The following is a 21,365-nucleotide window of genomic DNA, read 5'->3' on the forward strand; positions in this document are numbered from 1 at the left end:
GGACCCTCTCAGGCCGGCCTCTCAGGATGCCAGGGCAATATCGACCGCGGACTCACGGCCGTCACGGCCGGAACGCAGTTCGTAAGTCACCTTCTGGTTGTCGGCAAGCCCGGTCAGCCCCGACCGTTCGACAGCGGAAATGTGCACGAACACATCCTTGCCGCCTTCGTCAGGGGCGATAAAGCCGTAGCCTTTGGTGGTGTTGAACCATTTGACGGTGCCGGTGGCCATCGTCTGTACTCCTAAATCTTGTCATCGTGACTGCCCGCGCATGCGGCAGAGTGGCTCTGTTCTGCAGAGCGGCATAACCGTCCGGTAAAGGTGCAGTAATGGCCGTTGCGTCACGTCGCGATGACACATTTGGTCATGATTGCCGGTGTGGCAAGGGAAAATAGCAAAAATTCCCCGGGGCAGCCGGCAGATTTTCGCGCGGCACGGCGGCCGGGCGCTCGGAGCACCGTTGCAACCGTGCCGAGCGGCACGCGCTGGCAGAGACCGGCGACATGCTCCCTCAGTATCCGGTTGCAGCCGTTGGAAACCGAAGGGCCGATGGTTCGCGGCTGGTTGGTACCGATGATGCGGAAACCGGTGCCGGCGCCGTTCTGGCAGAGGTAGAGCGCCCGCGCGCCCAGCGGATTGACCGGCCCGCCGGGCTGGATTCGGGTCGTTGTCCGCAAATTCCGCATAGATTCGCGGATCGCGCTCGTTCATCGCGGGTGCGTGGCGCCAGGAGGGCCATTCCCGCTTGCGCTCGGTCACCGCCTGGCCGGTAGGTTCCAGCCCGGCCTTGCCGACACCCGCGCTTCAGCAGATGGCGCGGCGCCAGTTTGTCGCGCAGCAGAGGCAGCAGGAGCGCGGCAGCACCGGGATCTGGCCGGGCAGGATGCCTTTCTTGTTTCGGACTTCCTGCGGCCGCTTCCCGCCGCCGGTCAGGGGCGGCGCAGCGCGGGCCTGAGGACGGTGCAAGGAAACCCGGTTGCAGCGCGGAGTAAATACCGTCGGCGTGTGCACCGGCGCCTTCGCAGCAGCGGCGGGTGCTGGTGCCGCAAGGAGGCGGGCTCTCCGTGACGGCAGCGGCGGCGGGAGGGGCGTTTGGCGAAGGCGCGCCGTGTGGTTGCACTGGCGCAAGCGTCAGGTCCCGAGCGGACGGTGCTAGGAGTGCCGTCGTCTTGGCAAGTGCGCGATGCGCTGGTCGCCGCATCGCGGGGTCACCGCAAGCCGGAGCCGGCCAGTTTGCTGTCTGCGGGGCCGTTGCTGTCCGCGCCGGTGCCGGATTTAGCGTTGTGCAGCCTTTCACTTACGGCCCAGAGCACCAGCAGCACCAGTCCGGAAAGCGTTGCGCCGGCAGCGGGGTAAAGCAGCAGCACCAGCCACAGAGGCCAGCCCGCAGCATAGGCAAGTGCTGCGAGCACCAGGCCGCTGCAGGCGCCTGCAAATACACTGAACCACGCCATATTCTTGCCCCTCCCGCAGGTCCTGCAACTCATTAGACTGGCACAGCCGCGTGAAGCAATCACGCGAAAGGCGAGCCGGCGCTGAAAAAGGCGCGAAATGACCCAGCGCGATGCCTTTGGAAGCAGACTCCGGCCCGATATCAGGCCGCCGCCGGTGCCGCGCGCCTGCCGGGCGCAAGACCGCCTGGGCCGCCGTCGGCGCCGGCGCCGCGCAGCGCCAGCAGAAGAATCATCAGCACCGCCGTGGACGTGCCTGCCGCCGAGTAGAGCAGCGCGCTGGCCCAAAGCGGCCAGCCCAGACCCGCATGGGCAATCCCCGCGGCCAAAAGCCCCGTGAGCATACCGGTGAAAACTCCAACCCAAGCCATGACGCCTCCTCGCCCGCTGCCTCGCTGGCAGGCCGAAGGAGACCTGCCGCTGCGGAATATCTCAAGGATATACTGCAGCGGATTTTGTTCAGATCCGGTTAACGCAGGGTGGGCTTAAGGAGGGGAGGTTGGCCGCCGGGCTGATGGAGGTGCAGTCTACCGCAGGGCTGGCACCGGTGCCTTGGGGCGTGACCTTAGCGTCTCTTGGCCCTCACGTAGCTTTCTTGTGCCGTTCCTCTCCTCTTTTACTTGCTCTAACTCTTCTCTCTGTAAAGTTGCGGCCGCCACCAGCATCAACAATGCAGTGCCAGAAAAGAGTGCATTGGCTGCGCCAAACGTGCCACCGAACGTCCCGCCGGTTTGGTCTGATTGAACCGTATGGATGAAGTTTGGAATGTATGCGCACGGTAAAAACCACAGCGCATGTTCAAGCCAATTTCTGAGAGCGCGAGAACTCATCCTTTCAAGGCCCCGAAACATGCGCAAATAATAAGGGGCGGAAAACCATCCGCCCCTTTGCTGTATTTCCCTACCGCACAAACTTCTTGTGCTTCAGCCGCTTGGGCTCCAGCGCGTCGGGGCCGAGGCGGCGCTTCTTGTCCTCCTCGTAGTCCTCGAAGTTGCCCTCGAACCACTCCACATGGGCGTCGCCCTCGAAGGCCAGAATGTGGGTGCAGATCCGGTCGAGGAAGAAACGGTCGTGCGAGATCACCACGGCGCAGCCGGCGAAATCCACCAGCGCGTCTTCCAGCGCGCGGAGGGTTTCGACGTCCAGGTCGTTGGTCGGTTCGTCAAGCAGCAGCACGTTGCCGCCTTCCTTCAGCAGCCGCGCCATGTGGACGCGGTTGCGCTCGCCGCCGGACAGCAGGTTCAGCGGTTTCTGCTGGTCGCCGCCCTTGAAGTTGAACGAGGAGCAATACGCGCGGGAGTTCACCTGCGCGTCGCCCAGCTCGATGATCTCGGCGCCGCCGGAAATCGCTTCCCAGACGGTTTCATTGTCTTTCAGGTCGTCGCGAGACTGGTCAACGTAAGACAGCTTCACCGTGTCGCCGTATTCGACAGATCCCTCGTCGGGCTGTTCCTGGCCGGTCAGCATCTTGAACAGGGTCGATTTACCGGCGCCGTTGGGGCCGATCACGCCGACGATGCCGCCGGGCGGCAGCGAGAAGTCGAGGCCCTCGATCAGCTGCTTGTCGCCGTAGTGTTTCGACAGGTTTTCCACCTCAATCACCTTGGATCCGAGGCGCGGGCCGTTCGGGATTACGATCTGGGCGCGGCCGACTTTCTCGCGCTCGGACTGGCCGGCCATCTCGTTATAGGCCTGAATACGGGCCTTGGATTTTGCCTGGCGGGCTTTCTGGCCCTGCCGCATCCACTCCAGCTCGCGCTCCAGCGTCTTCTGCTTGGCCTTGTCCTCGCGGGCTTCCTGGCTCAGACGCTTTGCCTTCTGCTCCAGCCAGGCCGAGTAGTTGCCCTCGTAAGGAATGCCGCGGCCGCGGTCGAGCTCCAGGATCCAGCCGGTGATGTCATCCAGGAAGTAACGGTCGTGGGTGACGCAGAGGATAGTGCCCTTGTAGTCGATCAGGTGCTGCTGCAGCCAGGCGATGGTCTCGGCGTCCAGGTGGTTGGTCGGTTCGTCGAGGAGCAGCATGTCGGGGGCTTCGAGCAGCAGCTTGCACAGCGCGACGCGGCGGCGCTCACCGCCCGACAGGTTGGCGGGCATCGCATCGTCCGGCGGGCAGCGCAGCGCCTCCATCGAGACATCGACCTGGCTGTCGAGATCCCACAAGTTCTGGGCGTCGATCTCGTCCTGCAGCTTGGCCATCTCCTCGGCGGTCTCGTCCGAGTAGTTCATCGCCAGCTCGTTGTAACGGTCGAGGATCGCTTGCTTTTCCTTGACGCCGAGCATGACGTTTTCACGTACGGTGAGGGTCTCGTCCAGCTTCGGCTCCTGCGGCAGGTAGCCGACCTTGGCGCCTTCGGCGGCCCAGGCCTCGCCGGTGTAGTCCTTGTCGAGGCCCGCCATGATTTTCATCAGGGTGGACTTACCGGCGCCGTTGACGCCGACCACACCGATCTTCACGCCGGGCAGGAAGGAGAGGTGGATGTTTTCAAAGCATTTCTTGCCACCGGGGTAGGTCTTGGAGACACCCTGCATGTGGTAGACGTACTGGTAGGAAGCCATTGTGTCGCTCCGTGATGGGGGGAATTCGCTGGCGGGAGTGATAGCCGATGGACGGGGGCGGGGCAATCGGGGTTGCCCTGGCATTCGTACCGGCCGCATGGAGCATGCCTGCGTCCGGGAGTCCTGTGGCCCGGATTCACACCCGGCCCGTCCAAAGCACGGGGCGGAGTGCGGGCGCGGCCAGCGCTTTCTTGTTCCCGCCGCCAATTGATGTCCCCGCGAAATTATGCGCATCAAGGCGGGCATGATGAACCGTTTGCCGCATATTCGTCCGGGTCTTACCGTGGGGTTGTTGGGAGGGTCGTTCGACCCGCCGCACCGGGGCCATGCCGCGATCAGCCTGGCGGCACTCAAGCGGTTCGGGCTGGATCACCTGTTCTGGCTGGTTTCTCCCGGCAACCCGCTGAAGGCGCGCCAGCCGGCTGCGTTGCAGCGGCGGATTGCTGCCAGCGAAGCGCTAATACAGCATCCGCGCATCCATGTGAGCGGCATCGAGGCGGATCTCGGCACGCGCTACACCGCCCAGACCCTGCGCCATCTGCGCCGCCGCCATCCCGGCGTGCGTTTCGTCTGGCTGATGGGGGCCGACAACCTCACTCATTTTCACCGCTGGAAGGACTGGCAGCAGATCCTGGCGACGGTGCCCGTCGGGGTGCTGGCGCGGCCGGGGGACCGGATCTCGGCACGGTTTTCACCGGCGGCGCGGATCTGGCGCCATGCCATGCTGAAGGGCAGCGAAAGCCACCTGCTGGCCCATGCCGAAGCGCCGGCCTGGTGTTTCGTCAACGTGCCGATGGTGGAGGAAAGCTCCACCGGGATCCGCGCCCGCGGCGAATGGTCAGCGGCGCAGGGCGGCTGAGGCAAGTCCGGCCCCCGTCAGCAGCGCAAGGCCCGCCCAGGTCCAGGCGCCGGGCAGCTGGTTGAACACCACCCAGCCCAGCCCCACCGCGGCGATCAGCTGGAAATAGACCATCGGCGCCAGTTTCACAGCCTGCACCCGCCCGTAGGCGCTCAGCAGCAGCAGGTTGCCCAGCATCGAGAAGGCCGCACTCCCCAGCGTCAGCGCGGCGGTGGAGGGGGTGAATGCGGGCAGCGCTGCCAGCCCCAGCGGCAGCATCATCACCGCGCTCAGCACCAGCTGGGTGAGGCTCAGCTCCAGCGGCGTGCCCAGCCCCGCAAGCCAGCGCGAACTGGTCAGGAAGCCGCCGTAGAAACAGCCCGCCAGCACCGCCCAGAGCAAGTTGGCGGAGCCGCCAAACCCCGGCCGCACCACCATCAGCACGCCGAGGAACCCCAGCGCCATCAAGAAGCTGCGCGCCCAGGTGGCCTGTTCCTTCAACAGCAGCACCGACAAAACATAGCTCACCACCGGACCGATGAAGAAGGCGGCAAAGACATTGGCCAGCGGCTCGGTCTCAAGCGCGGTCTGGATCGAGAAGATGCCCCCGGCCAGCAACAGCGCCCGGAACCAAAGCCGCCAGTCGCGCATTAGAAGAAATGCGCGGCGCGGCACGAACGGGAGGATCAGCACCGCGCCCAGCGAGAACCGCGACCAAGCGACAAAGGCGGGCGTCGCCAGCCCGCTGCCGGTCAGCAATTTCCCGCAGAGATCCCCGGCCGGGATCATTGACATGGCGAGGAACATGAGAATGACTGCCTGAAACATGGCTGCAACCGGTAGCAGCGGGCCCCGCCCTGCAAAAGCTTGCAGCGGCGCCGGGTTTGCGTTTTGTGTGAAGGTGTTGCCTGGACGAACAATGGAAAGCGGCAAAGCAATGATTTCACGGCGGTCTTTTCTTTCAACCGGCCTCGCGGCGCTGGCGGGCACGGCGGCCTGGGGCAATGCGCCTGCGGTCTCGCTCAGACCCATGGCGCGCCATGGAGCACTGGCGCCGGCCTCGGAAGGCGGGCTGGAGGCGGTGCTGCGCCAGGCGAACCTGCCGGGGCAGGCGGCCTGTGCGGTGGCGGACGTGGAAAGCGGCGCCGTGCTGGAGGCCGAGGGCGGCCAGACGGGGCTGCCGCCTGCGAGTGTCGCCAAGGCGCTGACCGCGCTATATGCGCTGGACGTGCTGGGCGGGCAGCACCGGTTCGAGACCCGGGTGCTGGCCACGGCGCCGCTTTCGGGCGGGGTGCTGGACGGAGACCTGGTGCTGGCGGGCGGGGGCGATCCGATGCTCGACACCGATGGCCTGGCGGAGCTGGCCGCAGGGCTGAAGGCGGCGGGCCTGCGCGAACTGCGCGGCCGCTTCCTGGTCTGGGACGGCGCCCTGCCGCATGTGGCTTCGATCGATCCGGGCCAGCCCGACCACCTGGGTTACTCGCCCGCGGTTTCGGGCATTGCGCTGAACTTCAACCGGGTGCATTTCGAATGGCGCCGCGCGGGCAGCGGCTGGGACATCACGATGGATGCGCGCACCGCGCGCTACCGCCCGGGCGTCACCGCCGCACGGATGCAGGTCGCGGACCGGGCCGGCCCGGTCTACACCTACAAGCAGGCAAATGGTCTCGATCACTGGACGGTGGCGGACAGCGCGCTGGGCCGGGACGGCTCGCGCTGGCTGCCGGTGCGCAACCCGGGCGCCTATGCGGGCGATGTCTTCCGTACATTGGTGCAGGCCGAGGGCATCAGGCTCCCGCCGGCAGAGGCCGCCGCTTCGCTGCCTCAGGGCGAGGTTCTGGCCAGCCGCCTGAGCCCGCCGCTGGAGGCGATGCTGAAGGCGATGCTGAAATATTCCAACAACCTGATTGCCGAGATGATCGGCATGTCGGCCAGTGCTGCGCGCGCCGGGCGGCCTGCCTCGCTGGCGGCCTCGGCGGCGGAGATGAACCGCTGGGCCGCGGCCCGTTATGGCATGGCAAACACCGTGATGGTGGATCACTCGGGGCTGGGCGGGCAGTCGCGGATGACGCCGCAGGATCTGACCGGGGCGCTGGCGGCGGCCTACCGGGAGGGGCAGCTCCTGCCGCTGTTGAAGCCCTACCGGCTGCGCGACAGCAAGGGCCGGCCGGTGAAATCGCATCCGATCAAGGTAGCGGCGAAGACCGGCACGCTCAATTTCGTCTCGGGCCTTGGCGGCTATATCACCGCGCCGGACGGCCGGGTACTGGCCTTTGCGATTTTCTCGGCCGATGCCGCCGCGCGGGCAAAGATCAAACGCGCCGACCGCGAACGCCCCAGGGGCGGGCGCAGCTGGAGCCGACGCGCGCGCAATCTGCAGCAGGAGCTGATCGAACGCTGGGGCGCGGTCTACGGCAGTTGAGCCGGACCGCGCCGCCTGCGCAGGGGCTGTCCCGCCCCGGCGGGGTCAGACCATGTGGCGGGCGCGGGCGCCGCGCTCGATCGCGGCGGCGTGCAGGCGGTCGATGTTCAGCTCGTAGCGGACTTCGGCCAGGAATTCCAACTCGGTCTCGGCCAGCTTGCCGTCCGAGGCGGCGACATCGCAGGCGAGCGCATAAGCGGTCTCGTACAGCCGTTCCGGCAGGTCTTCGCGGATCAGGCCAAACAGCGCCTCCAGCCCGTCCTCCTGCTCGAACAGGTCGAACACCGTGCGCGACACCCGGCTGACCCGGTCCATGTCGTAATCGGCAAACACCGGCAGCATGTTCACCGCCGACTGGATCGCCACCAGTTCGGAGGTGCGGATGTTCTCGTCCGAGGCCGAGACCGCCACCATCACCGCCACCAGGCAGTCCTGCGGGGTCATCGAATGCGAAGATTGCGCGCTCATTGAGACATCCTTTTCATGCTGTCCTTTGCCCGGCCACGATAGGTGTGCGGCGCAGCGGGTTCAACCGCTGCCTGCGCGGACCCGTCCCGGCCCGGCAACTTGCCGCGCGGGACGGCCGGGGCGCCGCAGCCCCGCCCATGTTGACTCATGCTGCACAGGCACAATAGAGGAGATGGCCGGGTGCATGGGGCGCCCGGACTGATCATGCGGCACCGAACCTGCGACCCCCGCCGCCGATGGAGAACCAGATGTCTGAACTGCGCGAAGAAGCTCTTAAGAGCAAAGCCTGGCCGTTTGAAGAAGCCCGCCGCATCCTCAAACGTTATGCCAAGGGCGCGCCGGAGAAGGGCTTCGTGCTGTTCGAGACCGGCTATGGCCCGTCGGGTCTGCCGCATATCGGCACCTTTGGCGAGGTGGCCCGCACAACCATGATCAAGACCGCGTTCGAAGTGATCTCGGACATCCCCACCAAGCTCATCTGTTTTTCGGACGATCTGGACGGGATGCGCAAGATTCCCGGCAACGTGCCCAATGCCGAGAGCCTGCAGGACCATCTGCAAAAGCCGCTCACCTCGGTGCCGGATCCGTTCGGCACCCATGAGAGCTTCGGCCATCACAACAACGCCATGCTGCGCCGCTTCCTCGACACCTTCGGGTTCGAGTACGAGTTCTATTCGGCAACAGAATTCTACGGCTCCGGCCAGTTCGACGAGGTGCTGAAGCGCGCCGTCGACAAGTATGATGACATCATGGAAATCATGCTGAAAAGCTTGCGCGAAGAACGGCGCCAGACCTATTCGATCTTCCTGCCGATCCACCCGGAAACCGGCCGGGTGCTGTATGTGCCGATGAAGAAGGTTTGTGCGGAGACCTATACCCTCACCTTCGATGACGAGGACGGCAAGGAATGGACGCTGCCGGTGACCGGCGGCAACGTGAAGCTGCAGTGGAAGCCGGACTTCGGCGCGCGCTGGGCGGCGCTGGAAGTCGATTTCGAGATGTACGGCAAGGACCACTCCACCAACACGCCGATCTATGACGGCATCTGCCGGGTGCTGGGCCAGCGCGCGCCGGAGCATTTCACCTATGAGCTGTTCCTGGACGAGAACGGCCAGAAGATCTCCAAGACCTCCGGCAACGGCGTGTCGATCGACGAATGGCTGACCTATGCCTCGACCGAGTCGCTGGCCTATTTCATGTACCAGAAGCCGAAGACCGCCAAGCGGATGCATTTCGACGTGATCCCCAAGGCGGTGGACGAATACCACCAGCAGCTGCGGGCCTATCACGGGCAGGACCTGAAGGCGCAGCTGAACAACCCGGTCTGGCATATTCACGGCGGTGACGTGCCGCAGTCGGACATGGTGGTGTCCTTCTCGATGCTGTTGAACCTCGCCAGCGCGTCGAGCGCCGAGGACAAGGCCACCATGTGGGGCTTCATCAACAAATATGCCCCGGACGCCACGCCCGGGACGCACCCCGGCATGGATCAGGCCGCGGGCTTTGCGGTGGCCTATTTTAATGATTTCGTGAAACCGGCCAAGACCTACCGCCTGCCCGACGACCAGGAGCGCGCGGCGCTGAAGGATCTGGCGGATGCGCTGAAATCGCCCGGGGCGGCGCTGGCGGCGATTGCGAAGAAGAACGAACTGGCGGGCAAGGACGAGCCTCTGCCGGAGGCCGATTTCGCGGATGAGGAGTTCCTGCAGTCGGTGGTCTTTGCGATCGGCAAGATCCACGGCTTCGAGCCGCTCAGGGCGTGGTTCTCGGCTATCTACGAGGTGCTGCTTGGTGCCAGTCAGGGCCCGCGCTTTGGCGGCTTCATCGCGCTGTATGGCGTCGAGGAAACCATCGCGCTGATCGAAAATGCACTTGCCGGAGAATTTGCCGGGGCCTGAGCGCTCAGCTGAACAAATTAGAGGGAGGGCGCCGTTCAGGCGCCCTTTTTCGTTCGAGAAAGCTGTGCCGGTTTAAGGGCACGGCCGTGAACTTTCCCAGCGCGGGACAAGGCCGAAGGCCGCCGCGCATTGCCGGCGCCCCCCCCCCCACGCGGCGGCGATTTGGCTGAGGCTGGGCGGTTCCTGGAGAAGGCGTACGGACTTGGCGGACATAAACTGCCAGCTAGTCCCCTTGGGATCGCCACCGCGCGCGCCGGCAATGCGCGGGTCATCCAAAGAAGGCTGCAAGGCTCACCAAAGCAAAGCTTCGGCCCCTTCCATCGCCCGCGCCCGGTCTGGCAAGGCCGGACAGCCCGCTCCAGCAGAATGGCGGTTTCCACGCCTGCGGCGCGGAGCCTCCGCAATTCCGCCGGAGCGGACTGCCCGTCCCCGCCATTGCGGGGGCAGGCAATGGGCGGCTCCGAAGCAAAGCCTTCCGGATGGTTCCGGGCGGTGCGATCCCGGCGCGCGCTGGCCTTGGCGGATCTTCACGCGGCCCGCTTACACCCTTTGTCCGGAATGCAGGTCTTGCAGCAGGAAAGGGTTTCCCATGAACAAGGCGATCACCGAAGGGCTGGCTCTGATGCCGCCCGCCTTTGCGGACGGGCTGGACGTCTGGTCCAGCGGCGATGGCACGCCCGGGTCCGATACCTATGACGGCGCGGCCAATGCGCTCTTGGTGGCGGGGGATGCGGATTTCTCAGGCTGTCTGGAGCTGCAGAAGACCGAAGCCACCCAGAAGCTGCGCTTCATGGGACAGACACCGCTGCCCGCGGGCTGCTATCTGCAGATCAAGGCGCGCATGAAGGCGATGAGCGGCGCGCTGCCCACGGTGCGCATCGCGGGCTGGGCCGCGGCGGCGGGCGGCAGCCATGTAAGCGGCGTGGACGAGACCGGCCCGCAGGTCACGCTCACCAGCTATGGCGATGTGGCGGAGATCCGCGCCATCGTGGGCAGCGGCAGCCGGGGCGGCGTCGACATGCCCTGGGGACGCAGCGCGGTCTACGGGCATTTCGGGCTCGACCTCCTGGGGCCAAACGGCGGCGTGGTGCGGATCGACGATCTTGAGATCACTGATGTCACCGGCGTCTTCCTGCGCGACATGCTGAACCTGGTGGATGTCACCGACTATGGCGCGGTGGGGGATGGCAGCACCGACAATACCGCCGCCTTCGAGGCCGCTGATGCCGCCGCCGCGGGGCGGCGCATCCTCGTGCCGGCCGGGGAGTTTCACCTTGCCGGCACCGTATCGCTGACCCATGAGGCGGTGTTCGAGGGCACCGTCACCATGCCGGACGACCAGATGCTGCTGCTCACACGGAACTTCGACTTCGCCTCTTATGCGGCGGCTTTCGGCGACGAGCAGCTGGCCTTCCGAAAGGCGTTCCAGGCGCTGCTGAACAATTCCGACCATGAATCGCTGGACCTGAACGGGCGCAAGATCACCGTGACCGCGCCGATCGACATGCAGGCGGCGGTGCCGAACCGGACCTCCTATGCGAGTCGGCGTCTGATCCGGAACGGCCAGCTGGAGGCCGAGGAAAGCCCTGCCTGGGATACCGAGGTGGTGACCGCGCAGGCGACCTATGACCCTTCGGACCCCAAAAAGCTGACCAACGTGGCCAGCATCTCCACCATCCCGGTGGGTGCGCTGGTCGAAGGCAGCGGGGTCGGGCGCGAGATCTACGTGGTGGGCAAGAACCAGGGCGCGGGCACGCTGACGCTGAACGCGCCGCTTTTTGATGCCGCTGGAACCCAGCAGTTCACCTTCAAGGACTTCAAGTATCTGGTGGATTTCTCGGGCTTCAGCGCGCTCAGCAAATTCGGGCTGCATGGCATCGAGTTCCAGTGCAACAACTATTGCAGCGCGCTGCGGCTGGCGCCCTCGGGCGCGGTGATGGCGATCGACAGCTGCTTCTTCTCGCGCCCCAAGGACCGCGGCATCACCTCGATTGACCTCGGCTGCCAGGGGCTGCTGGTGGACAATTGCCAGTTCCTGTCGGCGGAGGATCCGCTGGATGTGCCGGAGCGCAACAGCATCGCACTGAACGTCAATGCCAATGACGCCAAGCTGCGCGGCAACCGCGCCACGCGCTTCCGCCATTTTGCGGTGCTGGCGGGATCCTTCAACACGGTGATGGGTAATCACTTCTTTCAGGGTGACGGAATCCCCAACGGGGTGCGCACCGCCGGGCTGGTGCTGTCCTACAACGCCTGCACCACGACGGTCGCGAACAACTACATCGACAATTGCTTCATCGAATGGACCAACGAGCGCGACCCGACGCCGGACTTCACCACCGGATTTTCCTTTGCCGGTCTGTCGGTCACCTCGAACGTCTTCCTGTCGGGCGATGTGGCGCCCTGGTTCAGCTACATCGTGGTAAAGCCCTATGGCACCGGGCATTTCCTCAACGGCATCGCGGTCACCGGCAACAAGTTCCGCTCCCTCAACGGCAGCATCGACCGGGTGGAGAGGGTCGATACCAGCTTCTCGGACCTCGACCTGTCGCGCAGCAAGCATGTGCTGTTTCAGGGAAATACCTTCCACAGCATCAACGAGCAGGTGGCCAACCCGTTGCGGGTGCGGCACGATCAGGCGAGCCCGGCCACCGCATGGACGGTGGATTCGGAAGGTCTGCTGCCCTTCGGCGGCGAGGCGCGCTTTGTCGACAGCGTGGTGGCGCTGGGGCCGGTGCGCACGGGCGGCAACGACAACCGCTATGCGATGCCCTATGCCGAGGTGCAGCGGGGCCCGGACCGGGACCAGGTGGAGCTGCGCTGGCCGGAGGCGCTGAAGGGCGAGGTGCAGGTGGTGATGCGCATGGACGCCTGATCGCGTTGTGCGGTCAATCTTTCGGCGCCAGGCCCAGATCGGTTGCGGTGAGGCGGAAGGCCTTGCCGAAGCCGCCGTTCAGAAGGGCTGATTTCACGTGAAACCGCGCAAAGGCGAAGTCGGTGAACTGCAGGTACAGTTTCGCAGCGGGGTGCCTTTCGAGGTACTGGGCTGCCAGCGTCTCATGCGCGGCGCTGCCCCGCGGGGTGAAGGCGGCGTCGCACATCAAGCTCAGCCGCGGGTGGGTGAGCGGGTCGCCCTTGGTCCCCGGTTCCCCCACCAGCAGGGAGCAGGCCGGGGTGCGGCGCAGGGCCGCCGTATGCGCGGCCAGGTCCGAGACCAGGCTCAGCGGCGCGCCTTCTGCATCGCGCGCAAAGGCCACCCGCGTGACAAGCGGGTGGCCGTCTGCATCCAGCACTCCGAGCGCTGCGAACCGCGCGCCCTCCATCAGGGCGCGCGCCAGGCGGCGGGCCTCGTCACCGGTGGGGCGGATCGGGCTGGGCATGGGTCTTCTCCGGCCAGTGGGGGCTTCAGAATTTCTGCCACACGCCCAGCTCCAGGCCAAGGCTGTGACGCGCACCGGAGGCCGGGGCACGGTCAGCGCGCAGGCGGTACTCCAGCCCCAGGATCAGCTCACGCTGCTGCGGCAGCGGCAGCCGCAGCACCGGGGTGAGGGCGGCGCTCATCCGCTGGCCTTCGGGCTTGGAGGCCTCCAGCTGGAGCATGGGCGCCGCAGCGCCAGGGCGGTTGAAGCCGAGCGTGCCGTCCAGCTTCCAGATCTCTTGCATACCGCCCTGGCGCAGCTCAAAGGCTGCATCGAGCGCCAGCCAGCCGGAGCGCCGCGCGGTGGAAAACCCATGCCCGTAGGAGAGCGTGAGCCTCTGCATCGGCTGCCAGTCCCCGGTCTGGTGGCTGCCGCCCAAGGCGGCTTCAAGCGCGATCCGGTGGCGGCCTTGACCGCGCAGGGGCAGACGGGCAAACAGCAGAGCGTGGCCCGACAGGCGGCCGCTCTGGTTCAGGTCGAGCCCCAGCGTCAGCCGCGGGCGGAGCCCGTAGGCGGCGTAGTAGCTCAGCTCGTATCCGCCGCTGCCGTTCCCATCTGCACTGTCCGGCCGCCAGGTGGCACTGGCAGCGGCAAACCCCTTGCCCGCACCTTCCAGCCAGGCGCCGGCCCCGGCCTCCGCCCCGGACAAAAAGGCCGCCAGAAGCGCAGAGGCAGGCGGCAGCCAGCGCGGGGTGCGGGGGGGCCTTTTCAGAAGCGCTCTCCACCTGGGGTTGTTTTTCACCCCCTGCATACCATCTGGAACCCGAGGACGCAAAAAAGGAGTGCGCTTGCGGCCGGAACGGGCGTAGGCTGGAGGCAGTCAACGGAGGAGCCCATGCCAGAGATCGCCAAAACCGCTGATATCCAAACCGTTATCACCACATTTGAGATGACGCCGGGAACCTGCCAGGACCTGCTGGAAGCGCTGGAGGATGCCTATTCCGGTTTCATCTCCAAGCAGCCGGGGTTCATCTCCGCCGGGCTGCACGTGAATGACGCGCAGACCCGGATCGCCAACTATTCGCAGTGGCGGCGGCGGGAGGACTTCATGGCGATGCTGCGCTCGCCCGAAATGCGTGAGCGCAACCGCAAGATCAACGAGTTGTGCCGCAGCTTCGAGCCGGTGATGTATGACGTCGCCGCGGTGTTTGGCCGCTAGCGGCGCCGGGGTGCCTGCGGCCGGGTTCTCCCCTGGCCGTTCACCGCCCGCCGATTGACCCCGGTCAAGGCGGCCGCGGCCGCCGCGGTTCAGGAAAAGGCCGGAGCAGACAAAAGGCGCAGACGATAACAGGAGGCCTTGCGATGTATCACAACATATTGGTGCCGATTTCTTTTGATCCCGACCGGGACGTCAGCGGACCGCTGAAACTGGCGCGGCTGCTGGCGACGCCGGAGGCGCGTGTGACCCTGCTGCATGTGATCGAGCACGTGCCCGCCTATGCGATTTCCTACATGCCGACGGAATTCATGCAGGAAACGCGCGACGCACTGCAGGCCGAACTCGACGGGCTGGCGCAGACGCTGCCCAATGCCGATGGCGTGCTGATCGAAGGCCATTCCGGCCGCACCATCCTGGATTGGGCCGATCAGAATAAGCCGGACCTCATCATCATCGCCTCGCATCGGCCGGGTATGCAGGATCTGCTTCTGGGCTCCACCGCGAGCCAGGTGGTGCGCCATGCCGCCTGCGCGGTGCATGTGGTGCGCTGAGCCGGCGGCGCGGCGGCGAAGAGCCTTCCGAACTGCCGCGCCGGACCTGCGCTGGCACGGCCAAGGCCCTCTCCGTGCGCGGTTTTCTGCAAAAACTGCGCAATCGCCGGCTCCTGGCCTTGCAGCGGCAGCCATTGCTGCCCACCTCGAAAGAGGAGACAAGACCGAGGAGACCTCAATGCAATGCCCGATTGACGGAACGCAACTTGTTATGGCTGACCGCGCAGGAGTTGAAATCGATTACTGCCCGAAGTGCCGCGGTGTGTGGCTCGACCGGGGCGAGCTGGACAAGATCATCGAGCGCTCGGCCCAGCCGGTGCAGGCGGCGCCGCAGCCGCAGCAGGCCCCGCAGCCCTCCGGCGGCTATCCGCAGGGGCACCACGGCAAACCCTACAAGAAGAAGCGCGGCGGCTTCCTTGAGGAGCTGTTCGACTTCTGATCCCGGCGCCGCCCCGCTGCGGGGCGGCCCATGGACATTCTTCCGGGCTTGTTCTGCCGGACCCGGGCGCAGGCCGTGTGCGCCCGCGCATTGCGCCGGCTTAATGAACCGGTTCAGCGCTCCGGTTCAATGGACCGTGCAGAAGGAGCCGTGCTTGCAATCCTTCATCAGCGTGTCGAAATCGCCGCCCTTCATTTCGATCAGCGTCTTGTGGTCGCCGGCCTCGAACCAGACCTTGTCGAGCCCGGTGAGACGGTCGTCGATCACCGTCGGCACGTGATAGGCGGCGCCGACGCAAGGGGCAGCCCCTGGGTCGCAATCGTCGAACAGCTGGTTCAGCTCATATTCCGGCGCCAGCCCCAAGCGGCGCTCCATCATCGCCTGCAGCGCGTGCAGGTCGACGGTTTCATTCGAGGGGATCACGGCCAGCACCGGTCCTTCTTCCATGTGGATCAGGACCGACTTTGCCAAGTGACCGCCCGGCACATGCGCAGACTCCGCGCATTCCGCGGAGGTCGAGGTATAGGGGTGGCGCACGGTGCCAAAAGGCAAGCCCTGGGCTTCGAGGTGATGTTTCAGGCGCGAAGCAATCATCGTGGGGTCCTCCGGAGTGAAAGGCCCCCCGGCCGCCGCGGCCCGGGAAGGGCGCGGCAAGCGGCAAGCCGAGGCGCCCGGTGGTTTCGGTCCCGTCAGTCTGCGCCCGATGGGGTGAGTCGGGCAAGCCTTGGCCGCCTCCGGCCTTCAGCGGACGCCTAGGCCCGCTGAAAGCGCTGCGGTATCCGCCCGCGGTGACAGCCCGCGGTGTCAGACGGTATAGCCGGTGCCGTGTTCATACAGCGACCAGGCCGCGAGCGCGAGCACGATGGCGCCGATGATCACAAAGTTCCAGGTCGCGAACGTCAGCGCGGTGAGGCCCAGCACCCAAGGCGAGATCACCAGCCAGGCGCCGACCGCCATGTCCAGCCATTCTTCCCAGTTGCGGAAGTTCACCACGGCCGCCAGCGACATCAGCGCGATCAGCCCGCCGAGCAGTACTGCATTCGCCACTGCCAGCCTGCTGTCCTGGAATTGCAGGACCCAGGGCGAGATCACCAGCCAGAGCCCGGCCAGGACATTCACGCTGTCCTGCCAGTCACCGGATATTTTTTTCCAATAGTCTGTCATTGCACATCCTCCTGAAGCAGGTGTCTGCGGCAATTATCCGGCCCGGAGCGGGCCGGTGCACCGGCGCCTGCCGCGGCGCCGGAATGCAGCGGAAAGTGTATCAGAAAACTTCCCTTTTTTCAAGAAGATGAAGGTGGCGGGCAGGGGCGCGGCCGGGCCGGCCGGCCACCAAAAAACCCGCCGCAGCGGCGGGCTGCGGCGGGCGGAACAATCGTCCCTTTGCAGGGTATCAGACCGAGGCCGAGCTTCCGCGCGGGCCCGCGATGAGCCAGGCGATCAGGCCGACCACCGGCAGGATCAGGATGACCAGGGTCCACACGACCTTGGCCGCGGTGGAGGCCCCGGAAGTGAGCACTTGGTAGATCGCATAAAGATCGGCGATCAGGACGATAAGACCAATAAGACCATATTCCATATTTCTCTCTCCTTGCTTGTCTGCTGAGAGGAAAACCCCCCGCCGCAGCATTCCGTTCCGGGCTTGGGAACTTTTTTGCAGGGCGCGTCGTTACCCTCCCGAAGCCTCGGACAGGGGCAGTGGAACAGTCAAAAGGAACGACGCTATGAAAACCTCTTCTGCCGTTGTCATTGGTATCGCCGCATTGCTTGCGATCGCCGTGGCCTTTTACATGGTCGATGTGGACCAGACCCAGGAAACCAAACTGCCCGACGTCGACGTGAGCGTCGAGGGCGGCCAGCTGCCGGAATTCGATGCCGAGGTCGGCTCGGTCGAGGTGACCGAAGGCAGCGCCACCGTGAAGGTGCCGGATGTGGACGTCGAGATGAAAGAGGCCGAAGTTCCGGTCCCGAACCTTGAGGTCAACCCGCCGGAAGACGCGGGCGGCGCGGAAGACGTCAACCAGTAAGTACGAGTGCCTGTCGGGGTGAGCGGGGACCTTTTCGCCCTTGGTGACGAGTACCCGTACGAGTGATGTTTCGAGTTTGAGTGCGGTAGCGAGTGCGCCCCCTCCGGTCAGCCGGAGGGGGTTTTTTGTGCTTAGCAAAGTGAGAGTTTTCGCAAGCCGAACGGTCCGCTGCTCAATCCTATGGGATGGGGATAGCAGGGTTTCGGGTCTCGCCTGGCGCAGGACATGCGGCCTGCCCGCTGTCGCCGTGAGCCTCCTCCCGCCCGAGCCGATGCACGGGCTGCGTCCGACTTCCCCCGACGGGAGGGCTTATGCGCTCCCTCCCGGGGCCGGGCACAGCTCAATGTTGGCCTTTGGATTCTTACGAACAGCCCCTCACAATCACTTCTGAACCCTCACGAAAACTTCTTCTGCGACTTGCCCCTGTAGGCCCGCGTGCCCGCCTTGCCCGCCGTGGACCGCCCGCGCGATTTGACGGCGGCGTCGGAGGCCGCCTCCACAGCCGACTGCCGCGCCAGCGGATCGTCGGAGACGGCGAGGTCCACGGCCTCCAGGCGTTTGACCTCGTCGCGCAGGCGGGCGGCTTCCTCGAACTCGAGGTTTTCGGCCGCCTTGCGCATCTCGTCGCGCAGCCCGTTCAGATGTGCCTCCAGGTTGGCGCCATGCATCGGCTTGCCGATCTGGGCGGTGACGCGGTTCATGTCCACGTCGCCTTCATAGAGGCCGGACAGCACGTCCTCGACGTTCTTCTTCACCGTTTCGGGGGTGATGCCGTGCTCCAGGTTGTAGGCGATCTGCTTCTCGCGGCGGCGGTTGGTCTCGCCGAGCGCGCGCTCCATCGAGCCGGTGATGCGGTCTGCATACATGATGACACGGCCCTCCGCGTTGCGGGCGGCGCGGCCGATGGTCTGGATCAGAGAGGTTTCCGAGCGCAGGAAGCCTTCCTTGTCGGCGTCCAGAATGGCAACCAGGCCGCATTCCGGAATATCCAGCCCCTCGCGCAAGAGGTTGATGCCGATCAGCACGTCAAAGGCGCCCAGGCGCAGGTCGCGCAGGATCTCGATCCGCTCCAGCGTGTCGATGTCGCTGTGCATGTAGCGCACCTTCACGCCCTGTTCGTGCAGGTATTCGGTCAGGTCCTCGGCCATCCGCTTGGTGAGCGTGGTGCAGAGCGTGCGGAAGCCTTTCTGCGTCACCTTGCGCACCTCGTCGAGCAGATCGTCGACCTGCATCTGGACCGGCCGGATCTCCACCTCCGGGTCCAGGAGGCCGGTGGGACGGATCACCTGTTCGGCAAAGACGCCGCCCGCCTGCTCCAGCTCCCAAGCGGCGGGGGTGGCGGAGACAAAGACCGACTGCGGCCGCATCGCGTCCCATTCCTCGAACTTCAGCGGGCGGTTGTCCATGCAGGAAGGCAGGCGGAAGCCGTGCTCGGCGAGGGTGAACTTGCGCCGGTGGTCGCCCTTGTACATGCCGCCGATCTGCGGGACGGAGACGTGGCTTTCATCCGCGAAAACAATGGCGTTGTCGGGAATGAACTCGAACAGGGTAGGGGGCGGCTCCCCCGGTGCGCGGCCTGTCAGGTAGCGCGAGTAGTTCTCGATGCCGTTGCAATGGCCGGTGGCCTCAAGCATCTCGATATCGAAATTGGTGCGCTGTTCCAGCCGCTGGGCTTCCAGCAGCTTGCCCTCGCTTTCCAGCTGGGCCAGCCGCATCTTCAGCTCCTCCTTGATGGAGATCACCGCCTGGCGCAGCGTCGGCTTGGGCGTCACGTAGTGGGAGTTCGCATAGACCCGGATCTGGTCGAAACTGCCGGTGCGCTCCCCGGTGAGCGGGTCAAACTCGGTGATCTGCTCCAGTTCCTCGCCAAAGAAGGACAGCCGCCAGGCACGGTCCTCCAAGTGGGCGGGGAAGATCTCCAGCGAGTCGCCGCGCACCCGGAAGCTGCCGCGCTGGAAGGCCTGATCGTTGCGCTTGTACTGCTGGGCGACAAGATCGGCCATCACCTGGCGCTGGTCGTACATTTCACCCGCCTTCAGGTCCTGGGTCATCGCCGAATAGGTCTCGACGCTGCCGATGCCGTAGATGCAGCTGACCGAGGCCACGATAATCACGTCATCGCGCTCCAGAAGCGCCCGGGTGGCGGAGTGGCGCATCCGGTCGATCTGCTCGTTGATCTGGCTTTCTTTTTCTATGTAGGTGTCCGAGCGCGGCACATAGGCTTCGGGCTGGTAGTAGTCGTAGAAGGAGACGAAATACTCCACTGAGTTCTCCGGGAAGAAACCCTTGAACTCTCCATACAGCTGCGCCGCCAGCGTCTTGTTGGGGGCGAGGATGATCGCCGGGCGCTGGGTCTCCTCGATCACCTTGGCCATGGTGAAGGTCTTGCCGGTGCCGGTCGCACCCAGCAGCACCTGGTCGCGCTCACCGTCGAGAACGCCCTGGCTCAGCTCCGCAATGGCGGTCGGCTGATCTCCGGCGGGGGCAAATTCCGTCTGCATCCTGAACCGCTTGCCGCCCTCCAGCTTGGGCCGGCGCTGGGCGGCACGGTCCGCCATCATCGGCGTGGACTTATCGGAATGGGCATAGGGCATCACGGTCTCCTGCAGGCGCCGGGGGCGGGCCGTGCTGATTTTGGTCCGTTTATGTTCCGGTTCAAGGGGCATCTGCCGCGGCGCGTGGCGGAATCGGCCGCAAAGGCGCGGATTCGCATGTAATCGCGCGCAAAAGCCGCCTTGCCGCAGCCGCGCTTCCGGCGCATAAACGGGCGCAGCCAGATCAGCGAGGAGACAGCGATGCAAGCGCGCATTTACCGGCCGGCCAGGAACGCGATGACTTCGGGCATGGCCCGCACGCGCAAATGGGTGCTGGAGTTTGCCCGCTCCAGCGCGCGGGAGATCGATCCCCTGATGGGCTGGACCTCCTCCGACGACACCCAGAGCCAGGTGCGGCTGCGTTTCGACAGCAAGGAAGCGGCGCTGGAATACGCCCGCGACCATGGCATCGACGCCCAGGTGATCGAGCCGAAGTCCCGCCGCAGCAACATCCGCCCCGGCGGCTACGGCGACAACTTTGCCACCAGCCGCCGCGAGCCCTGGTCGCACTGAGCTTGTAAATCGGGGCAAAGTTGTCTCGGAATCGGGGCAAGGATCCCGCGAAGTCGAGCTTCAACCAACATGTAGGATGCTCACTGGGTGCCCTGTTTACTTCTGGGGAGGCTGTGGCGGCAGTTGTAAATCGGGATCAAGTTGCGGCCGGATGGGCCACAAGGCCCGGCAGACGCAATTTTCTAAGGATACAAGCCGACCCAGTGGGTGCCTTATTTGGTTCAAAACCTGATCAATTCACAGTCGTGAACGTCAAGCAAAGCTTAGGGCTTACGCCAAAGTTTCGGCAGATCATCTGGTAAAGCGGCTCAGTAACACCCATACCTTGTCAGCATCGGCGCCCTCTCTTGTGACGGACTGCGGTCACGTCCGTCAAGCTGGTGTAATTTCCCGGATGGCCTGAGGTCATGATCAGGCGGCTTGTGTTGAAAGGCTGAGAATGGGGTCTGTCTCCTCTGCGTCGATTTCGGCGAAGGCCTCAACCATCATGCAGCGGCTGGCGGTCTGCCATTCGTCGTTCTGTTCGAACAGCACGGCGCCGATCAGGCGGGTGATGGAGGCCTCATTCGGGAAGATACCGACGACATCGGCTCGGCGCTTCACCTCCTTGTTCAAGCGCTCGATCGGATTGGTGCTGTGCAACATCGTTCTGTGCTGGCGCGGGAACACCATGCGGGCCGGCACGTCGTGCTCGCTCTCATCCATGAGGCCGGCCAGCTTGGGCCATCGCCCGCGGAGCTGATCCGCAGCGCGCCGCCAGGTTTCTCCGGCCGATGCGCGGCCGGGCTGGTCGAAGGCCTGGCGGACCGCAGCGGCGACTACGGTGTGCTGGCCGCGTGAGACATGAGCCAGAGCATTGCGCATCCAGTGAACGCGGCATCGCTGCCAGGTTGCTTCGAAGACCCGCACGATGGCCGCCCTGAGGCCGCTGTGCGCGTCGCTGATCACCAGCTTGGTGCCGTCCAGCCCTCGGGCTTTCAAGCCGCGCAAGAAGTCCGCCCAGAAAGTCTCGGCTTCAGACGGACCAAGC

General features: G+C 65.2%; 23 protein-coding genes. 9 read left to right on the plus strand and 14 right to left on the minus strand.

Going from position 1 to position 21,365, the window contains the following annotated elements; all coding sequences use genetic code 11:
- Nucleotides 1-21 precede the first annotated feature (21 nt).
- From ACOHX0_RS16085 to ettA, 5 genes are all read right to left on the minus strand, one after another.
- A complete protein-coding gene (locus ACOHX0_RS16085) occupies nucleotides 22-231 on the minus strand; it encodes a cold-shock protein (protein WP_420665859.1) in 210 nt (69 codons plus the stop codon).
- A gap of 110 nt (nucleotides 232-341) precedes the next feature.
- Nucleotides 342-677, minus strand: coding sequence for a L,D-transpeptidase (locus ACOHX0_RS16090; protein WP_420678128.1), 336 nt, complete (start codon nucleotides 675-677; stop codon nucleotides 342-344).
- Nucleotides 678-1,208: 531 nt separating this feature from the next.
- Nucleotides 1,209-1,454 (minus strand): hypothetical protein, encoded by a 246-nt coding sequence (locus ACOHX0_RS16095; protein ID WP_420678129.1) that lies wholly within the window; start codon nucleotides 1,452-1,454, stop codon nucleotides 1,209-1,211.
- Nucleotides 1,455-1,594: 140 nt separating this feature from the next.
- Entirely contained in the window at nucleotides 1,595-1,822 is a 228-nt protein-coding gene (locus ACOHX0_RS16100; RefSeq protein WP_420678130.1) for a hypothetical protein, read from the minus strand.
- 529 nt (nucleotides 1,823-2,351) lie between these two features.
- Nucleotides 2,352-4,007, minus strand: coding sequence for an energy-dependent translational throttle protein EttA (gene ettA, locus ACOHX0_RS16105; RefSeq protein ID WP_420678131.1), 1,656 nt, complete (start codon nucleotides 4,005-4,007; stop codon nucleotides 2,352-2,354).
- 244 nt (nucleotides 4,008-4,251) lie between these two features.
- On the opposite strand from ettA, the gene ACOHX0_RS16110 reads away from it, so the two are divergent.
- Nucleotides 4,252-4,866 carry a nicotinate-nucleotide adenylyltransferase gene (locus ACOHX0_RS16110; protein WP_420678132.1) on the plus strand — a complete coding sequence of 205 codons (615 nt, stop codon included), beginning with the start codon at nucleotides 4,252-4,254 and terminating at the stop codon, nucleotides 4,864-4,866.
- Here the strand turns inward: ACOHX0_RS16110 and ACOHX0_RS16115 are convergent.
- Nucleotides 4,846-5,673, minus strand: a complete 828-nt coding sequence (locus tag ACOHX0_RS16115) for a DMT family transporter (RefSeq protein WP_420678133.1) — start codon at nucleotides 5,671-5,673, stop codon at nucleotides 4,846-4,848. The two genes, ACOHX0_RS16110 and ACOHX0_RS16115, sit on opposite strands and share 21 nt — an antisense overlap.
- A 109-nt stretch (nucleotides 5,674-5,782) precedes the next feature.
- Here ACOHX0_RS16115 and dacB point away from each other — a divergent pair, with 109 nt between their 5' ends.
- Nucleotides 5,783-7,267 (plus strand): D-alanyl-D-alanine carboxypeptidase/D-alanyl-D-alanine endopeptidase, encoded by a 1,485-nt coding sequence (dacB, locus tag ACOHX0_RS16120; RefSeq protein WP_420678134.1) that lies wholly within the window; start codon nucleotides 5,783-5,785, stop codon nucleotides 7,265-7,267.
- 45 nt (nucleotides 7,268-7,312) lie between these two features.
- Here the strand turns inward: dacB and ACOHX0_RS16125 are convergent, their stop codons facing one another.
- Entirely contained in the window at nucleotides 7,313-7,735 is a 423-nt protein-coding gene (locus ACOHX0_RS16125; protein ID WP_420678136.1) for a tellurite resistance TerB family protein, read from the minus strand.
- A 248-nt stretch (nucleotides 7,736-7,983) separates the two neighbouring features.
- Here ACOHX0_RS16125 and ACOHX0_RS16130 point away from each other — a divergent pair, with 248 nt between their 5' ends.
- Together ACOHX0_RS16130 and ACOHX0_RS16135 are read left to right on the plus strand one after the other, a co-directional pair.
- On the plus strand, nucleotides 7,984-9,633 hold the full coding sequence (locus ACOHX0_RS16130; RefSeq protein ID WP_420678137.1) for a lysine--tRNA ligase: 1,650 nt from the start codon (nucleotides 7,984-7,986) through the stop codon (nucleotides 9,631-9,633).
- 589 nt (nucleotides 9,634-10,222) lie between these two features.
- Nucleotides 10,223-12,508 carry a glycosyl hydrolase family 28-related protein gene (locus ACOHX0_RS16135; protein WP_420678139.1) on the plus strand — a complete coding sequence of 762 codons (2,286 nt, stop codon included), beginning with the start codon at nucleotides 10,223-10,225 and terminating at the stop codon, nucleotides 12,506-12,508.
- Nucleotides 12,509-12,521: 13 nt separating this feature from the next.
- Here ACOHX0_RS16135 and ACOHX0_RS16140 read toward each other — a convergent pair whose 3' ends face one another.
- Together ACOHX0_RS16140 and ACOHX0_RS16145 are read right to left on the minus strand one after the other, a co-directional pair.
- Complete coding sequence (locus tag ACOHX0_RS16140; RefSeq protein WP_420678141.1) at nucleotides 12,522-13,013, minus strand: HugZ family pyridoxamine 5'-phosphate oxidase; 492 nt, start codon at nucleotides 13,011-13,013, stop codon at nucleotides 12,522-12,524.
- Nucleotides 13,014-13,038: 25 nt separating this feature from the next.
- The gene (locus ACOHX0_RS16145) at nucleotides 13,039-13,701 is read right to left on the minus strand and encodes a hypothetical protein (RefSeq protein ID WP_420678143.1); all 663 of its coding nucleotides are present in this window, start codon (nucleotides 13,699-13,701) and stop codon (nucleotides 13,039-13,041) included.
- Between the two features lie 186 nt (nucleotides 13,702-13,887).
- On the opposite strand from ACOHX0_RS16145, the gene ACOHX0_RS16150 reads away from it, so the two are divergent.
- From ACOHX0_RS16150 to ACOHX0_RS16160, 3 genes are all read left to right on the plus strand, one after another.
- Nucleotides 13,888-14,211 (plus strand): antibiotic biosynthesis monooxygenase family protein, encoded by a 324-nt coding sequence (locus ACOHX0_RS16150; protein ID WP_420678145.1) that lies wholly within the window; start codon nucleotides 13,888-13,890, stop codon nucleotides 14,209-14,211.
- Nucleotides 14,212-14,354: 143 nt separating this feature from the next.
- Entirely contained in the window at nucleotides 14,355-14,762 is a 408-nt protein-coding gene (locus ACOHX0_RS16155; RefSeq protein WP_420678146.1) for a universal stress protein, read from the plus strand.
- 178 nt (nucleotides 14,763-14,940) lie between these two features.
- Entirely contained in the window at nucleotides 14,941-15,201 is a 261-nt protein-coding gene (locus ACOHX0_RS16160; protein WP_420678147.1) for a TFIIB-type zinc ribbon-containing protein, read from the plus strand.
- Between the two features lie 126 nt (nucleotides 15,202-15,327).
- Here ACOHX0_RS16160 and ACOHX0_RS16165 read toward each other — a convergent pair whose 3' ends face one another.
- The 3 genes from ACOHX0_RS16165 to ACOHX0_RS16175 all read right to left on the minus strand — a co-directional run bounded on the left by ACOHX0_RS16165 (nucleotide 15,328) and on the right by ACOHX0_RS16175 (nucleotide 16,780).
- On the minus strand, nucleotides 15,328-15,795 hold the full coding sequence (locus ACOHX0_RS16165) for an aminoacyl-tRNA deacylase (RefSeq protein ID WP_420678148.1): 468 nt from the start codon (nucleotides 15,793-15,795) through the stop codon (nucleotides 15,328-15,330).
- A gap of 210 nt (nucleotides 15,796-16,005) precedes the next feature.
- Nucleotides 16,006-16,365 carry an SPW repeat protein gene (locus tag ACOHX0_RS16170; RefSeq protein WP_420678149.1) on the minus strand — a complete coding sequence of 120 codons (360 nt, stop codon included), beginning with the start codon at nucleotides 16,363-16,365 and terminating at the stop codon, nucleotides 16,006-16,008.
- A 229-nt stretch (nucleotides 16,366-16,594) separates the two neighbouring features.
- A complete protein-coding gene (locus tag ACOHX0_RS16175) occupies nucleotides 16,595-16,780 on the minus strand; it encodes a PLDc N-terminal domain-containing protein (protein WP_420678151.1) in 186 nt (61 codons plus the stop codon).
- Between the two features lie 145 nt (nucleotides 16,781-16,925).
- On the opposite strand from ACOHX0_RS16175, the gene ACOHX0_RS16180 reads away from it, so the two are divergent.
- Nucleotides 16,926-17,228, plus strand: coding sequence for a hypothetical protein (locus tag ACOHX0_RS16180; protein WP_420678152.1), 303 nt, complete (start codon nucleotides 16,926-16,928; stop codon nucleotides 17,226-17,228).
- Between the two features lie 395 nt (nucleotides 17,229-17,623).
- Here ACOHX0_RS16180 and uvrB read toward each other — a convergent pair whose 3' ends face one another.
- Entirely contained in the window at nucleotides 17,624-19,822 is a 2,199-nt protein-coding gene (gene uvrB, locus ACOHX0_RS16185; protein WP_420678155.1) for an excinuclease ABC subunit UvrB, read from the minus strand.
- A gap of 201 nt (nucleotides 19,823-20,023) precedes the next feature.
- Here uvrB and ACOHX0_RS16190 point away from each other — a divergent pair, with 201 nt between their 5' ends.
- Nucleotides 20,024-20,335, plus strand: coding sequence for an ETC complex I subunit (locus ACOHX0_RS16190; RefSeq protein ID WP_420678157.1), 312 nt, complete (start codon nucleotides 20,024-20,026; stop codon nucleotides 20,333-20,335).
- Nucleotides 20,336-20,746: 411 nt separating this feature from the next.
- Here the strand turns inward: ACOHX0_RS16190 and ACOHX0_RS16195 are convergent.
- Nucleotides 20,747-21,365, minus strand: a 619-nt coding sequence (locus ACOHX0_RS16195; RefSeq protein ID WP_420678158.1) for an IS256 family transposase, incomplete at its 5' end; no start/stop codon positions are given.

It is taken from the genome of Cribrihabitans pelagius (genome assembly GCF_048820915.1).
In the GTDB taxonomy this organism is placed as follows: Bacteria; Pseudomonadota; Alphaproteobacteria; order Rhodobacterales; family Rhodobacteraceae; genus Cribrihabitans_A; species Cribrihabitans_A pelagius.

Coding starts and splice junctions, on each gene's coding strand:
- ACOHX0_RS16085 (WP_420665859.1), bottom strand. CDS start 231: ATGGCCACCGGCACCGTCAAATGGTTCAACACCACCAAAGGCTACGGC.
- ACOHX0_RS16095 (WP_420678129.1), bottom strand. CDS start 1,454: ATGGCGTGGTTCAGTGTATTTGCAGGCGCCTGCAGCGGCCTGGTGCTC.
- ACOHX0_RS16100 (WP_420678130.1), bottom strand. CDS start 1,822: ATGGCTTGGGTTGGAGTTTTCACCGGTATGCTCACGGGGCTTTTGGCC.
- ettA (WP_420678131.1), bottom strand. CDS start 4,007: ATGGCTTCCTACCAGTACGTCTACCACATGCAGGGTGTCTCCAAGACC.
- ACOHX0_RS16110 (WP_420678132.1), top strand. CDS start 4,252: ATGATGAACCGTTTGCCGCATATTCGTCCGGGTCTTACCGTGGGGTTG.
- ACOHX0_RS16115 (WP_420678133.1), bottom strand. CDS start 5,673: ATGTTTCAGGCAGTCATTCTCATGTTCCTCGCCATGTCAATGATCCCG.
- dacB (WP_420678134.1), top strand. CDS start 5,783: ATGATTTCACGGCGGTCTTTTCTTTCAACCGGCCTCGCGGCGCTGGCG.
- ACOHX0_RS16125 (WP_420678136.1), bottom strand. CDS start 7,735: ATGAGCGCGCAATCTTCGCATTCGATGACCCCGCAGGACTGCCTGGTG.
- ACOHX0_RS16130 (WP_420678137.1), top strand. CDS start 7,984: ATGTCTGAACTGCGCGAAGAAGCTCTTAAGAGCAAAGCCTGGCCGTTT.
- ACOHX0_RS16135 (WP_420678139.1), top strand. CDS start 10,223: ATGAACAAGGCGATCACCGAAGGGCTGGCTCTGATGCCGCCCGCCTTT.
- ACOHX0_RS16140 (WP_420678141.1), bottom strand. CDS start 13,013: ATGCCCAGCCCGATCCGCCCCACCGGTGACGAGGCCCGCCGCCTGGCG.
- ACOHX0_RS16150 (WP_420678145.1), top strand. CDS start 13,888: ATGCCAGAGATCGCCAAAACCGCTGATATCCAAACCGTTATCACCACA.
- ACOHX0_RS16155 (WP_420678146.1), top strand. CDS start 14,355: ATGTATCACAACATATTGGTGCCGATTTCTTTTGATCCCGACCGGGAC.
- ACOHX0_RS16160 (WP_420678147.1), top strand. CDS start 14,941: ATGCAATGCCCGATTGACGGAACGCAACTTGTTATGGCTGACCGCGCA.
- ACOHX0_RS16165 (WP_420678148.1), bottom strand. CDS start 15,795: ATGATTGCTTCGCGCCTGAAACATCACCTCGAAGCCCAGGGCTTGCCT.
- ACOHX0_RS16170 (WP_420678149.1), bottom strand. CDS start 16,365: ATGACAGACTATTGGAAAAAAATATCCGGTGACTGGCAGGACAGCGTG.
- ACOHX0_RS16175 (WP_420678151.1), bottom strand. CDS start 16,780: ATGGAATATGGTCTTATTGGTCTTATCGTCCTGATCGCCGATCTTTAT.
- ACOHX0_RS16180 (WP_420678152.1), top strand. CDS start 16,926: ATGAAAACCTCTTCTGCCGTTGTCATTGGTATCGCCGCATTGCTTGCG.
- uvrB (WP_420678155.1), bottom strand. CDS start 19,822: ATGCCCTATGCCCATTCCGATAAGTCCACGCCGATGATGGCGGACCGT.
- ACOHX0_RS16190 (WP_420678157.1), top strand. CDS start 20,024: ATGCAAGCGCGCATTTACCGGCCGGCCAGGAACGCGATGACTTCGGGC.